Origin of the sequence: Pelodictyon luteolum DSM 273 (genome assembly GCF_000012485.1) — a bacterium.
GTDB classification, from domain to species: Bacteria; Bacteroidota; Chlorobiia; order Chlorobiales; family Chlorobiaceae; genus Chlorobium; species Chlorobium luteolum.
Window position 1 is genome coordinate 170,235 of record NC_007512.1, and the last position, 12,971, is coordinate 183,205.

General features: G+C 59.9%; 12 protein-coding genes. 11 read left to right on the top strand and 1 reads right to left on the bottom strand.

The annotated features are described in order from the left end of the window. Positions 1 to 27 precede the first annotated feature (27 nt). A complete protein-coding gene (gatB, locus tag PLUT_RS00865; RefSeq protein WP_011356929.1) occupies positions 28 to 1,455 on the top strand; it encodes an Asp-tRNA(Asn)/Glu-tRNA(Gln) amidotransferase subunit GatB in 1,428 nt (475 codons plus the stop codon). A gap of 6 nt (positions 1,456 to 1,461) precedes the next feature. Here gatB and xseB read toward each other — a convergent pair whose 3' ends face one another. After that, positions 1,462 to 1,719, bottom strand: a complete 258-nt coding sequence (xseB, locus tag PLUT_RS00870) for an exodeoxyribonuclease VII small subunit (RefSeq protein WP_041463967.1) — start codon at positions 1,717 to 1,719, stop codon at positions 1,462 to 1,464. 78 nt (positions 1,720 to 1,797) lie between these two features. Here xseB and obgE point away from each other — a divergent pair, with 78 nt between their 5' ends. The 10 genes from obgE to PLUT_RS00920 all read left to right on the top strand — a co-directional run bounded on the left by obgE (position 1,798) and on the right by PLUT_RS00920 (position 12,764). After that, a complete protein-coding gene (gene obgE, locus PLUT_RS00875) occupies positions 1,798 to 2,829 on the top strand; it encodes a GTPase ObgE (protein WP_011356931.1) in 1,032 nt (343 codons plus the stop codon). Next, on the top strand, positions 2,826 to 3,323 hold the full coding sequence (locus PLUT_RS00880; protein WP_011356932.1) for an N-acetyltransferase: 498 nt from the start codon (positions 2,826 to 2,828) through the stop codon (positions 3,321 to 3,323). The genes obgE and PLUT_RS00880 overlap by 4 nt, the downstream gene beginning before the upstream one ends. Further along, positions 3,320 to 3,586 (top strand): HPr family phosphocarrier protein, encoded by a 267-nt coding sequence (locus tag PLUT_RS00885; protein ID WP_011356933.1) that lies wholly within the window; start codon positions 3,320 to 3,322, stop codon positions 3,584 to 3,586. Before PLUT_RS00880 ends, PLUT_RS00885 begins: the two co-directional genes overlap by 4 nt. Positions 3,587 to 3,610: 24 nt before the next feature. Beyond that, the gene (locus PLUT_RS00890; RefSeq protein WP_011356934.1) at positions 3,611 to 4,735 is read left to right on the top strand and encodes a glycosyltransferase; all 1,125 of its coding nucleotides are present in this window, start codon (positions 3,611 to 3,613) and stop codon (positions 4,733 to 4,735) included. Then, positions 4,732 to 5,607, top strand: coding sequence for a glycosyltransferase family 2 protein (locus PLUT_RS00895; RefSeq protein WP_011356935.1), 876 nt, complete (start codon positions 4,732 to 4,734; stop codon positions 5,605 to 5,607). Before PLUT_RS00890 ends, PLUT_RS00895 begins: the two co-directional genes overlap by 4 nt. Next, complete coding sequence (locus PLUT_RS00900) at positions 5,604 to 6,338, top strand: hypothetical protein (RefSeq protein WP_011356936.1); 735 nt, start codon at positions 5,604 to 5,606, stop codon at positions 6,336 to 6,338. The genes PLUT_RS00895 and PLUT_RS00900 overlap by 4 nt, the downstream gene beginning before the upstream one ends. Next, positions 6,338 to 7,513 (top strand): glycosyltransferase family protein, encoded by a 1,176-nt coding sequence (locus tag PLUT_RS00905; protein WP_011356937.1) that lies wholly within the window; start codon positions 6,338 to 6,340, stop codon positions 7,511 to 7,513. Before PLUT_RS00900 ends, PLUT_RS00905 begins: the two co-directional genes overlap by 1 nt. After that, positions 7,510 to 8,997 carry an oligosaccharide flippase family protein gene (locus PLUT_RS00910; RefSeq protein WP_011356938.1) on the top strand — a complete coding sequence of 496 codons (1,488 nt, stop codon included), beginning with the start codon at positions 7,510 to 7,512 and terminating at the stop codon, positions 8,995 to 8,997. The genes PLUT_RS00905 and PLUT_RS00910 overlap by 4 nt, the downstream gene beginning before the upstream one ends. 32 nt (positions 8,998 to 9,029) lie before the next feature. Beyond that, positions 9,030 to 11,387 (top strand): hypothetical protein, encoded by a 2,358-nt coding sequence (locus tag PLUT_RS00915; RefSeq protein WP_041463972.1) that lies wholly within the window; start codon positions 9,030 to 9,032, stop codon positions 11,385 to 11,387. 90 nt (positions 11,388 to 11,477) lie between these two features. Next, complete coding sequence (locus tag PLUT_RS00920) at positions 11,478 to 12,764, top strand: hypothetical protein (protein WP_157858110.1); 1,287 nt, start codon at positions 11,478 to 11,480, stop codon at positions 12,762 to 12,764. Positions 12,765 to 12,971 lie beyond the last annotated feature (207 nt).

Sequence of the window (12,971 nt, forward strand, 5' to 3'; positions counted from 1 at the left end):
CTGAAAAGCCCGAATGTCAAGCGTATCATGAAGTATGAATTAGTCGTGGGCCTGGAGGTTCACTGTCAGCTCAATACCGCAAGCAAGGCTTTCTGCAGTTGCTCGGCACAGTTCGGCAAGCCGGCCAACAGCAACGTCTGTCCGGTCTGCCTTGCCCTTCCCGGGGCGCTGCCGGTACTCAACCGCCGTGTGGTGGAGGATGCTGTGAAGCTCGGCCTTGCAACCGGTTGCGCCATCGCCCCCCATTCTGTCCTGGCCCGCAAAAACTATTTCTATCCCGATCTCCCGAAGGGATATCAGATCTCCCAGTTCGAGGAGCCCATCTGTATCGAGGGGCACCTGATGGTCGACGCCGGAGAGGGTGAGAAGCTGATTCGGCTGATAAGGATACACATCGAAGAGGATGCGGGGAAGTCCATCCATGATATCGGCGACGACACCTACATCGACGTCAACCGTTGCGGGGTGCCCCTGCTGGAGATCGTCAGCTACCCCGATATCCGGACTGCAAAGGAGGCTTCGACCTACCTGCAGAAGCTGCGCCAGATCGTAAAGTACCTCGGCATTTCCGACGGCAATATGGAGGAGGGCAGCCTGCGCTGCGATGCCAACGTCTCCCTCCGGCCGGTCGGGGATGAGGAGTACGGTACCCGCACCGAGATCAAGAACATGAACTCCTTCAAGAACGTCGAGAAGGCCATCGAATTCGAGGCTGAACGCCATCGGGGAATTCTGGAGGAGGGAGGCACCATCGTACAGGAGACCCGGCTCTGGGATGCCGATAAGGGCGAGACCCGTTCGATGCGCGGCAAGGAGTTTGCACATGACTATCGTTACTTCCCCGATCCGGATCTCGTGCCGGTGCTGGTGGACGATGAGATGCTCAGGCGTATACGCCTTGAGCTGCCGGAGTTCCCTGAAGCCCGTGCCTCCCGATTCGTGGAGCAGTACGGCATTCCGGTTTATGATGCCGCTGTCCTGACTGTCGAGCGAGAGATGGCCGACTATTTTGAGGCGGTCGTCGAGGTTGCCGGGGACGGAAAAGTATCCTCGAACTGGGTCATGGGAGAAGTGATGCGGACCCTGAAGGAAAAGTATCTCGACATCACCGCTTTCTCTGTTGCGCCCTCCCGGCTCGGCGGGCTCATCAAGCTCATCGGCTCAGGCGCAATCAGCAATACGATTGCCAAACAGGTATTCGAGCTGATGCAGCAGTCGGAGGCGTCGGCGGAGGAAATTGTTCAGCGTGAAGGACTCGCGCAGGTTTCGGACACCGGCGAGATCGAACGGGTGGTCGATGAAATCCTTGCGGCAAACCCTGACCAGCTGGCGGGCTACCGCGAGGGCAAAGTGAAGCTGTTCGGCTTTTTCGTGGGCCAGTGCATGGCGCGTATGAAAGGCAAGGCGAACCCGAAAGTGGTCAATGAGGTCCTGCAACGGAAGCTGGAGGGGTAGACCGGTTCAGGGTTCCAAGTCGAACAGCCCTTTTGGTTGACCGGCTTCAGGACGGGACGGCGCCGTGTCGGGGTTGATGACTTCGATTTTGGCCCGCGCTTGCTGCAGTCTCTTTTTGCACTGTTCTGCAATCGCGATTCCCTCTTCATAGAGGGCAATCGAGCGCTCCAGCCCGGTATCGGGGGTTTCCATGGTGCGGGTGATCTCTTCGAGGCGGCTTATGAGGGACTCGATCGATGTTTTTTTTGCTGAGGTTTCGGCCATATGGCGGCGGTGTTCTGAATTGAAGTTCCACTCATAATAGGTAAAGAGCAAGAGTATTTCAAAAAGGTAGGTGTATCGTTGAAGTTTGTTGATAGCGCATCCATATTTGTTCAGGCCGGCGAGGGTGGTAGGGGCTGTGTAAGCTTCCGCCGCGAGAAGTTCGTGCCGAAGGGCGGTCCCGACGGCGGCGACGGCGGAAACGGCGGAAACGTCTGGCTGCGGACGAACAGCCACTTGACGACGCTTCTGGATTTCAAGTACAGGAAGAAGTATCTCGCCCCCCGCGGATCCCATGGGCAGGGCTCCCGAAAATCAGGCCGGAAAGGGGCCGACATCTACATTGACGTGCCGTGCGGTACGCTGGTGCGCAACGCCGCAACCCAGGAGTTACTGGCTGACATGACCGGGGATGGAGAAGAGGTGATGATTGCCCGCGGCGGTCACGGAGGACGGGGGAACCAGCATTTTGCAACATCCACCAATCAGGCTCCCCGACGTTCCGAGCCGGGCTGGAAGGGTGAGGAGCTGCAGCTTGACATGGAGTTGAAACTGATGGCCGATGTGGGTCTTGTCGGTTTTCCCAATGCAGGCAAGTCCACTCTTATATCGGTGCTCAGCGCCGCCCGTCCGAAGATTGCCGACTACCCGTTCACGACGCTCGTGCCGAACCTCGGCATCGTCCGCTACGAGGAGTACAAGTCATTTGTGATGGCTGACATTCCCGGCATCATCGAGGGCGCGGCAGAGGGCAGGGGGCTGGGACTGCAGTTTCTCCGCCATATTGAAAGAACCAAGATTCTTGCCGTTCTGGTATCGGCTGATGCAGAAGATGTTGAGGCCGAGTACCAGACACTGGTCGGCGAACTGGAGAAGTTCGGTCGCGGCCTTGACGAAAAGCCAAGGATTCTTGTGGTCACAAAGATGGATATCGCACCCGAAGATTTCACCCTTCCCGCGCCCGGTGACGAGGTTCATGTTCTTGCGATTTCAAGCGTTGCCGGAATGGGGCTGAAGGAGCTCAAGGACGAACTCTGGCGTGAAGTTTCGATGCGTGACCGGCCCGAGGAATCATCGGACCCGGAGGGGGAAGGAGACGGCGGTACGCCATGACGCAGGCTGAAATCACGGTCCGCAGCGCCACGCTTGATGACGCCTCGGCAATTGCCGCGCTGACGAAGGAGTATGCCGGCGAGGGCATTATGCTTGAGCGCCCTCTGGAGAACATCATTGAGAATATCCGCAACTTTTTTGTTGCCGAGTACGGCGGCGAGGTCATAGGGTGCTGCGCCATTGCCTTCTATACGCCGACGCTGGCCGAGATTCGCTCGCTTGCCGTGCTCAGCCGCTGGAAGCTGAAGGGAACCGGCCGCCAGCTTGTTGAAAAAGCTGAATCCATTCTTCGGGATGAAGGAGTGCCTGAAGTGTTCGTTCTGACCCTCAGCCGTCAGTTTTTTCTCCGTCTCGGGTATAGTGAGGTTGAAAAAGAGTATTTTCCGCAGAAGATATGGCGTGACTGCACCCACTGCCCGAAGCTGATGGCGTGCGACGAAATCGCCATGATGAAAACACTGGTTCCGTCAACAACAAACAGTAGCCTGCAGTGATTGTCCATGAAGTCATAGTAAAAAACAGGGCGGGGCTGCATACCAGACCTGCTGCCGCGGTCGTCAAGCTTGCATCACGCTTCAAGGCTGATTTTTTCATCGAGATGCAGGGCGTTGAAATCAACGCCAAGTCGATCATCGGCGTCATGAGCCTGGCCGCTCCGAAGGGGACCAAGCTTACCCTTAAGCTTGCCGGCGAAGATGCCGATGAAGCCGCCCGCCAGCTTGTCGAGTTTTTCGAACAGGGGTTTGGGGAACAGTAGCCAACGTGTCTCCGGGGAGGTTCATTGAAGCAGCTGCAGATCGCCCTCGTCAGCCCCTTTCCTCCGCTGAAGGGGGGCATTTCCCGTTTCACCGCTGAACTCTCCCAGGCACTCAGCGCCGCGGGCCACAAGCCGCTCCACATCGGGTTCCGTTCCCTCTATCCACGATTCATTCTCCGCGGCCGTGCCGCAGCTCCCTCCGCGACCAGCTTCCCGCAGGATGCCCTCCTTGTCCTTTACAATCCGCTTACATGGGTCAGGACTGCCATCATGCTCCGACGCCTTCGTCCCGACGTTGTGCTGATTGCCTACTGGGCGGGCTTTCTCGCGCCGCTCTGTTTCGTGCTCCGCCGACTGACAGGTCTCAGGACCGTGCTTCTCCTCCATAATCTTTCCTCCCACGAATCTTTTTTCTTCGAGCCACTGATGCGGCGCATCCTCAAGCGTTCGGCTGACCGGGTCATTACCCTGTCACCGACCGTCGACCGGGATGTGGCAGCGTACCTGCCCTCCATGCCTCGCCTGCTGCTTAGCCATCCCGACTACCTTCCGGCAGCAGAACTTCCTCCGCCAGAGGAAGCGCGCCGGGCTCTGGGGCTCAAGCCGGACGGTCATCTGCTCCTGTTTTTCGGCTACGTCCGCCGTTACAAGGGGCTCGACCTGCTGCTTGAATCGCTCGCACTTCTCCATGCATGCACCGACCTCCACCTGGTTGTTGCCGGAGAGTTCTATGAACCGCTGGAGCCATACCGGGCGATGGTTTCGAGACTGGGCATCGAGGATCGGGTCACACTGCATCCCGGGTACGTCCAGCCGGAGAGGAGCGTGCTGTATTTCGCGGCGGCTGATGCCTTGGTGCTTCCCTACCGGAGTGCAACGCAGTCGGGCGTTGCGGGGCTTGCCCGCGGATGCGGTCTGCCGCTTATCGTCACTCCTGCAGGATCGCTGCCCGAAGCCGTTCCTCCCGGGTCGGGAGGCGTCGTTGCCGACGAGTGTTCCGCAGCAGGAATAGCCCGTGCGATCAAAGCGTTTCTTGACGCTCCCGGCGGCGGGCAGCGGATTCTGGCAGGAAGCTGGACCATCTCATGGGCGGAGTTCGCCGATGCAGTGGCGGTTTTTCTCAGAGCTGCAGCCGAGGACGGCCGATGAACAGTCCTGCCTGCATCGTGGTGGTCAACTGGAACGGCGCTGACGATACCATCAGATGCCTGCGTTCGCTCGAGCCGGTTCGCTCGTCTGCCTGCATGGTGCTGGTCGTCGACAACGGCTCCGATGACGGATCAGCCGCGCGGATCCGCAGTGCCTGCCCGGGGACGGAGGTCCTGGAACTGCCATTGAACATCGGTTACGGTGCCGGGTGCAATGCGGGGTTCCGCCGTGCGGAGGAGCTTGGTGCCAGGACGATGATCTTTCTGAACAACGACACACTGGTGGACCCGTCGTTTGCAATGGCGCTCCTGCTGGTGCTCTCCGAAGATCCGACGGCGGGGATGGCGGTTCCGAAGATCCTCTACGCCGACAGGCCGGGCACCATCTGGTATGCCGGCGGCGAGGTCAATCTGGGTTGCGGTCTTGTGCAACACACGGGGATCCGGCGGAATGACGGCCCCGGTTACAGCCGGCCCGGCCATACCGGTTATGCAACGGGCTGCTGCTTTGCCATGCGCACACGGGATTTTAGGGCTGTCGGCGGCTTCGACGAAGGGTTCGGCATGTACGCCGAAGATGTCGATCTCTCACTCCGTGTCCGGCAACTCGGCCTCAGCATCGAGTACGAACCCTCTTCAGTGGTCCTGCACCGGGTATCGGCCTCCTATAGAGGGCGCCCCCTCAGGAAGCTTTGGCTTCGATCGAAGGGGATCCTGCGCCTGCTCCGGAAGCATGGTTCGTGGATGGGTATGCTGATGTTCCTGCTTCTGGAACCATTTCGTCTTGTCCGGGGGGCTGCTTCCATGGCAGCGCTCAGCGTGACCGAGGTTCTTCATTCAACACGATGCAGGGAAGAAGGGGGGGCGGTATGAGTGCTGCAAGGATGTTCAGAACCAGTATTGACGGACGATATCTTGCTGAAGAAGCCCACCGGGTGCGGTGGGAGAAGAGTGTGCGGTTTCTTGAGAAGTGGCGGGTTCCTGCCGGGCTCCATCCTTCCGGGCTCGATCTGGGTGACCGGACCCCGATGACTGAGCTCGCCGAAGCGCTGTTCGGCTTTACATTCGACTCGAGCAGGGTGGACCTTGACGAAGGATCGCTTTCTGGCTGCTACGGGGTGGTGACCGCATTTGAGGTGCTGGAGCACCTGTTCAACCCTCTGCACGCACTGCTTGAGGTGAAAAAGGTGATGGCGGGTTCCGCGGCGCGCCTGTTCGTTTCCATGCCGCTTCGTCAGCCGGAGCTGCTAAGGAGTCCCGAGCATTTTCATGAAATGAGCCGCACAGCCGCACTCGCCCTGTTTGGGCGGTCCGGCTTCAGGGTGGAGCGGAGTGCGGAATTCCGTATCCGCCGCCCGCTCTTCTACCTCAGTGGCTTCAAGCCGCTCCTGCGCTTCTTTTTTGAACGGGTGCAGGTGTATGAATTATCAACAGCCGAAGTCCAGAGAGAAACAACAGCCGAAGTCCAGAGAGAAACAACAGCCGAAGTCCAGAGAGAAACAACAGCCGAAGTCCAGAGAGAAACAACAGCCGAAGTCCAGAGAGAAACAACAGCCGAAGTCCAGTGGGAATCAGCAGCCGCAGTCCGGGGGGGTGGCGTGTGATGGATCAGCAGCCGCAGTCAGGAGTGGAGCGGAAGCCGGAAGCCTTGAGGCGCCTGGTGTGGTTTTCCGAGGTGCAGTGGGATTTTCTTTCTACCCGGAAGCAGCGGCTTCTTGCCCGGTTCCCTGAACACTGGAAAATCCTCTTCATCGAGCCATTTACACTCGGCCGCCGGAACCACTGGCTGCCGGTTCGACGGGGCCGGGTGTGGGTTATCTGTGTTCCATTTCTCAAACGGGTCCCGTTTCAGATCGGCCGGCTGCTCGATGTATCTGCCATTCGCATGCTTGCAGGCCTTCCCGGCCTGCTGCTGATGCGTTTCTGGATATCCTTTCTGGGGTTCGGCGGTCGCCGGCGCATCATCGGACTGAGCAACCTCTACGCGGCGGGTCCTGCCTCTCGTCTCCAGAGCAGCCTTCGATTCTACGATGCCAACGACGACCATCTCGCCTTTCCCGGGACTCCTTCCTGGCTGAATCCGGAGCTCAAACGCTGGCTTGACTGTTCACAGCTGGTTTTCAGTGTCAGCCGGACTATGACAAAGCGTCTTCAGCTGTCCTCTGGAACGAAGGTCATCGAGCTTGGCAACGGTGTGGAGTTCAGTCATTTTGCGACCCCCCGGACGGTTGTTCCTGCATTGCTCGCCGGCACGGGCGGACCCATTCTCGGGTATGCCGGTGCCATGGACTGGCTTGATGTCCCGCTTCTTGTGCGGACTGCGGCAGCATGGCCGGACTGCCGTATCGTGCTGGTCGGGCCCGCCTATGAACGGGGGTGGTGGGAGCGCCAGAACGCGCTTCGGGCCGCAGGGAACGTCACCTATGCCGGCCTGGTGGGGTACAAAGAGCTTCCCGCCTGGGTGCAGCGTTTCGATCTTGCGCTGCTGCCGCTTGAGCGGAGCCCGCTCAAACGGGCATCAAACCCTAACAAACTGTACGAATATGCTGCCGCCGGCGTGCCGGTGCTCGCCATCAACTACTGTGATGCCGTCTATGATGCCCGCGAGGTGGTGATGGTCGCCGAAACGGAAGAAGAGTTCGTCAGGATGGTCCCTCTGGCACTCGGGGACAGCCGGCGGGAGCTTCGCCAGAAGTTTGCGCGCAGCCATAGCTGGGACACGATTGCTGCCGCCATGGTGGACGAACTTCTGCGGACTTCAGGGGAGGGGACGCTGTGAGCAGAAGTCTTGCGATAGCTGCTGGCGCGGGGTTCTCTTTTGGCGGATACATCATCGGTCAGGCGGTTCGTTTCATGTTCAGTCTTGCTGTGGCCCGTCTGCTCGGCGCCGATGCTCTCGGAACCTATGCGCTCGCGATGGCCGTGATTCAGATTGCCGAGGTGGCGGCTCTCGCCGGCCTGGATTCTGCTCTGCTCCGTTTTTCGGGCATGCACCGTAATGATCCCGTCCGGAGGCGCCGGCTCATCGGATTTGTGCTGAAAACCGGGTTCTTCCTCTCCCTTGCGGTCATGCTGCTGCTTGAGCTCCTTGCCGGCAGCCTTGCCGGTATGCTCAACGGCGGCAGGATGCTCCAGCTGGCCATCGCCTGCTATGCTGCTGCGGTGCCGTTCAATGCCGCCACCATGCTCTACGGTCACGCCATGCAGGCGGCGGGGCGCATAGAGCCGAAAATCATCGCCACCCAGGTGCTGAGCCCTCTGCTGCTCCTCTCTTTCACGTTGCTCCTCAACGCCTCCTCAGGACGGGAGGCTGCACTGCTCTTTCCCTTCGCCCTCTCGGCAGCTTCGGCGTTTTTCTGGATCAGGCCCCGGCTCAGCGACCTTACCGGGATGGAGCCGGGAGACTGGCGCAGGGCACCGTTCGAACGCTCTGTCCTCTCATATGCGATGCCGTTTCTTCTTGTGTCGCTGCTCAGCATGACAGCCCACTGGCTTGATATTGTCATGCTCGGTATGCTGACAGATCCCGGGACGGTGGGTCTCTACCACCCCGCGGCACGGACCGCCGGCCTCATCAGGGCTGTGCTTCCGGCCTTTGCCGGTATGGCGGCGCCGATGTTCGCAGAACTCCATGCGGCAGGGAGTACAGGCGAACTGGAACGCATGTACCAGCTCGTCACGCGCTGGATGGTGACGGTTGTCGTGCCGCCGGTTCTGCTGTTCCTGCTGTTTCCCGCTCCGGTGCTCTCTGTGTTCGGAGCACATTTCACCAAGGCAGCACCCGTGCTCGGGCTGCTGACGGCGGGGGCATTCCTCCAGGCGCTGTTCGGGATCTCCGCTACGCTGCTCGCCATGGCCGGGCACTCCCGCCTCAGCCTCCTGAATGCACTTTCAGCCCTGACCCTGCAGGTCGCGCTGAACCTTCTCCTGATCCCCCGGATGGGGATCGAGGGCGCAGCCTCTGCCGGCCTCATAGTATTCGGCGTGCTGGCTCTGGCGAGGCTTGTCGAGGTCCGCCTGCTCCTCGGCCTGCACCCATTTTCCCGTCCCCTCCTGAAGCCGTTTGTCGCGGGGTCGGCCGCGGGCATGCTGCTTATCATTAGTCGCGGGTGGCTCCTGACGCTGCCCTTTCCCGCACTTCTTGCCGTTGCCGCAGGGGCCGCAGTTGCAGTCTATATGGGGGTTTTGCTGATTCTCGGGTTGGAAGAGGAGGACCGGGAGATTATTTTACGTGCAGGTTTCCTCATCGGGAGGGGCCGCTGACCGCCGCAATGCTTTTCAGATATCCAAGAGGCTTGAAAAACAGGATCGTTCCATTGATTGCCGCTACGTTCGGCTACACTTTCCTTGCTATCGCAATGTACTGGCCGGTGGCAATTCTTTCCTATGTCCCCGCGGTCCCGGACAGTCTGGTGCCCGGCGCTACCGCCCTTGCGCTCAGTCAACTGCAGGAAGCCTCGGGCCAGTATCCGCTATGGCAGCCGTGGGTGTTTTCCGGGATGCCGACAGTCGGAGCCTTCAGCTACCTCAGCGGGCTCTATTTTCCCAATGTGCTGTTTTCCCTCTTCAGTCTAGGGGGCATGCAGCTGCAGCTCCTGCATCTGGTTTTTGCCGGGCTCGGAACATTCCTGTTTCTCCGGAGGGCGGGTCTGGAGCCTCCGGCATCGTTTTTCGGCGGCGCGGCGTTCATGCTGAATCCTTATCTCTCAGCCATGCTGGTCCATGGCCACGGCAGCCAGCTGATGACGGCGGCATACATGCCCTGGATGCTCTGGGCGCTCATGCGGGTGGTGCAGCATTCGAAGCTTGAGGATGCAGGCGTTCTTGCCCTCATTGCGGGCTTCCAGCTCCAGCGTGCCCATGTGCAGGTGGCCTGGTATTCCTGGCTGCTCTTTGCCATCCTCGCACTGTTTCTGTTCGTGACGCTGAAGGCTCCGCTCCGGGAGAAGTTCCGCCCCCTCGGACTCATTGTCCTCGGGCTTTCCTGCGGTGTGGCCATGTCGGCGGCGATCTACCTGCCGGCGTCAGCCTATGCGCCCTTCTCGGTTCGGGGTATGGCAGGCGGAGGAGGGGGGTCGGCCATGGAGTATGCAACCCTCTGGTCGATGCACCCCATCGAGCTGTTGACCTTCATCGTGCCGGGCATGTTCGGGTTCGGGGGTATCACCTACTGGGGCTTCATGCCCTTCACCGACTTCCCGAACTATGCGGGCATCATTGTCCTGCTTTTTGCATTCATCGGTGCATACGCCGGCCGGCGGGAGCCTTTTGTGCGATTTTTCATCATTGCTGCGCTCCTCTCCATGTTCCTCTCTTTCGGAAGTTTCTTTTCCCCGGTGTTCGACCTGTTCTATTATGCAGCACCGCTCTTCAGTCGGTTCAGGGTGCCGTCGATGGCTCTTCTGATGCTCTATCTTTCGATTGCGGGCCTAGCCGCAGCAGGTCTGGGTACGCTCTTAGGGTCCCGTACCGAAAGCCTCCACAGACCCCTGCGCTATGCTTCGCTCGCATTTGCCGCCATGCTCCTCATTGCACTCGCGGCCGGCGGCGCACTTGAGGGATGGCTCCGTTCGCTTTTTCCTGTGCCCGCTGTCTCGAACTTCGATTTAGCCCTGATGGTCAACCGGGTCCGCATTCAGGGGATCGAGAACGGCGCGCTTCTCCTCGGCGCCCTCTTTGGCACCGCGCTGCTTCTTCTCTGGCTCGGACTGAAGCGCTTCATTCCTTTCAGGGCCGCCGTGCTGCTTCTTGGAGCCCTTGCGCTCGGCGATCTCCTCTGGTGCAGCGTGCAGGTGGTGTATCCTTCGCCATCCTCTCTCCGTTCCGCATCCCTCGTGCCAGAGGATGCCGTCCGGCCGGCGTTCGCTCCCGACGAGGTCACGCTCTGGCTTGCACGCCAACCGGGTACCTTCCGCATCTATCCTGCCGGCAGCCTGTTCGGGGAAAACAAGTTTGCGGTGTTCGGCATAGAGTCGGTCGGGGGCTACCACCCGGCAAAGTTCAGTCGGTATGAGGAGCTGCTTGCACAAACAGGCAATCTTGCGAGCCCCGCAGTCCTCAGGATGCTCAATGTCCGCTATGTCCTCAGCCTGCAGCCAGTCCTTCATCCTCTGCTTGAGCCGGCAATGGAAGGGGAGCTGCGGCTTGCGTCCGGTCCGGCACGGGTTCATGTATACCGGCTTCAGGGTTCACTTCCGAGGGCATGGGCAGCATTGAAGGCTGAACGTGCGGACGGCCTGGATGCGGTCATCTCCGGACTGGAGTCTCCTGGCATCACTCCGGGTACGGTATTTGTAAGCCCTTCATCCCCGATCGCCGGACGCACGTTCGCACCTGCTTCGGTGAAGATCCTCGACCGCACTGCCGAGTCTTCCCTCATCGAGGTTTCGTCCGAAGGGGAGGCGCTTCTTGTCCAGAGCGAAATCAACTATCCGCTTCGCTGGAAGGCGGAGGTTGACGGAAAGCCGGCTGTGATCGAAGCCGTGAACGGGCTGCTCCGGGGTGTCGTCCTCCAGGGCGGCACCCGGAGGGTCAGGTTCCATTACGACCGTACCGGCTTCGAGACGGCCCGGAATGTGTCCTACGGGGCATTCGGGCTGGCATTTCTTATGGCGATTTCCGGCCTGCCCTCCCGGTTCGCGAGGCGGTCGTAATGGACGATGTGCTATATTGTATTTGAAGTTACTCTGTAACCGGTGCCTCAGGATTCCTGCCGCAAGTGTACCGCCAACGATGAAAGAGACGTGAAAAAGATCCTGTTCCTTGCTGTAAGCTACCCCCCGTACATGACTGATGGCTCCTCGCGTGCTTTCCGGATGGCGTCGCGCCTTCCCGGTTACGGCTGGCAGCCCGTGGTGGTTGCTCCCCCCCTGTTCGTAAAGACGGGTGGGGAAGATGCCCTGGCGGAGAGCATGAAGGAGCCGGGTCCCGTCCGTGTCTACCGATCGGGTGAGGCTGTTGCGCTCGGAGGTGTAGATGAATGCACCCTCGCGGCGTTTGCCCGTGGAGAGCGGATTGTGCAGGGCGGCCGTCTTTCGGGTATGCTTCCCTCAATCTTCAGGGATGCGCATCCCTGTGCGCTATGGGAAAAACAGGCTGCGGTTGTTGCCGCAGAGGTGATGAAGGAGAATCCCGACATCGAGGCCATCTATGCGCAGGGACCGCCCTCGGCACCCATCCGCCTGGGCCTTGAGCTTTCTCTCCGTCATGGCGTGCCGGTCATATTCGACCTCACTGCCCCCCTCGACGCGCCCCGTCCCTGGTCTCGGCTTGGTGACCTGCGTTCCGATGAGCTGTTTAAGCTTGAGCAGAAAGTGCTCTGCTCTGGCTACGGCGTCATTACCCCGACCAGGGCATTGAAAGAGCATTTCCTGCGGAAGCATTTCGGGAAGGTCTCGCATGACGACATCACCATAATCGCCGATTGCGGTCCTCTCGTCCCGGCTGCGGCTCCGCCATCCCTTTCCGCCCATTCGCGGCCGCTTTTCATCATTGAGCGTGCGGATGAAAAAGGGGCGAAGGCATTTATTCAGGCGCTCGCGGCCGTTATGAAGGAGTGTCCGGGAGGCGCAGCCTTCAGCGGAGCGACAATCGTTGATGCATCCGGCGATATGGTGCCGAAGATGCTCCGCAAGGCCGGCGTCGAGGGCGACCTGACGCTCAGCTGCACGGCCTCGGAAGAGGAGGAGCTCCAGCTCGTCCGCACGGCCTCTGCCGTTGGTGTAGTGAGTGGGAGCCACGAGTCTTTCGGGCTTTGGCTGCCGGATCGGCTCATTGACGCAGTCTTCATCGGAAAGCCGGTTTTCGCTGTTGCCCCGGAGGGCGTCGCAACCCGTTTTGCTGAAGACGCCGGAGGACTCCATGCCTCTCCGGGTAACCCTGCAGCCATCAGGGATATGCTCTGCAGCCTTTCGGGCGTTATTGGCGGCAGTCCTGCACCGACCCCTTCATCCGAGCTGTTCGCCCGCCACTCTGAAAGAGAGGTGCTCTCCGAGATGGTGAAGGCCATTGCCCTTTTGCTGCCGGTCTGAGCATAAAAAGGTCGAGGATTCCGAAGGTCCGCGCCTTTTTTCTGACCTCTCCCTGAATGCATCCCCCGCCCATTTTTCGATGAACTCCTCTCGGCGCCCTGCAGGACAACGACTCGAGCGGTTTTTAGCGGCTGATTGAGTAAATATTTTTCATCATGAAAAATGATCTTTTCAGTTTTGTTTTTTTTTGTAAATCGCTTACATTGG